2 pseudogenes are annotated in these 712 nt (G+C 74.3%); both read left to right on the top strand.

The window, feature by feature from the left end:
• Positions 1 to 122: pseudogene (locus tag B7L92_RS39500) on the top strand (flavodoxin-dependent (E)-4-hydroxy-3-methylbut-2-enyl-diphosphate synthase); the annotation flags it as partial.
• A gap of 215 nt (positions 123 to 337) precedes the next feature.
• Positions 338 to 634, top strand: a pseudogene (locus tag B7L92_RS16845) (DUF4081 domain-containing protein); the annotation flags it as partial.
• Positions 635 to 712 lie beyond the last annotated feature (78 nt).

The raw sequence follows: 712 nt of genomic DNA on the forward strand, positions 1-712 counted from the left end.
TCAAGACCGTGCCCGAGTCGAAGATCGTCGAGACGCTGATCGAGGAGGCGATGAAGATCGCCGAGCAGATGGAGAAGGACGGCGTGGCCTCCGGCGAACCGGAGGTCTCGGTCGCGGGCTGACCGGACTCCCGGCGCCGGCCGGACGAGCCGACCGGTCCGGCGCCGGCGGACGGGACCGTTCGACCGAAGCGGGGGCCCGGGACGGCAGCCCCGGAGACGGCGTGCCGACCGGCGGTGCCCTTCACAGAAGTGGCACCCCGCACGATGCGGCGCCGTACAGGCTCCGCGGGTACAGTGCGGAAATCAGCAGACCCCAGTGTGTGAGGCCCCCACGCGTGTTGACGCAGACCACATCCAGGGTCCTCGAACCGAGCGACCTGGACGCCGCACTCGCCGTGCTCGACCGCGAGCCGGTGGTGAACGCCTTCGTGGCCGCCCGGGTGCGGGTCGCGGGCCTGGACCCGTGGCGGCTCGGCGGCGAGATGTGGGGCTGGTACGAGGGCGGCGCGCTGACGTCCCTGTGCTACGCCGGCGCCAACCTGGTCCCCATCTGCGCCACCCCGAGGGCCGTCCGCGCCTTCGCCGACCGCGCCCGCCGGGCGGGCGCGGTCGGCGAAGGCCCGGACGGCCCTCGGGGTGGCGCCGATGGGGACCAGGTTGGCGCCGGCGTAGCACAGGGACGTCAGCGCGCCGCCCCCGTACCAGCCCCA

The sequence above is a fragment of the Streptomyces viridosporus genome (assembly GCF_002078235.1).
Lineage (GTDB): Bacteria > Actinomycetota > Actinomycetes > Streptomycetales > Streptomycetaceae > Streptomyces > Streptomyces viridosporus.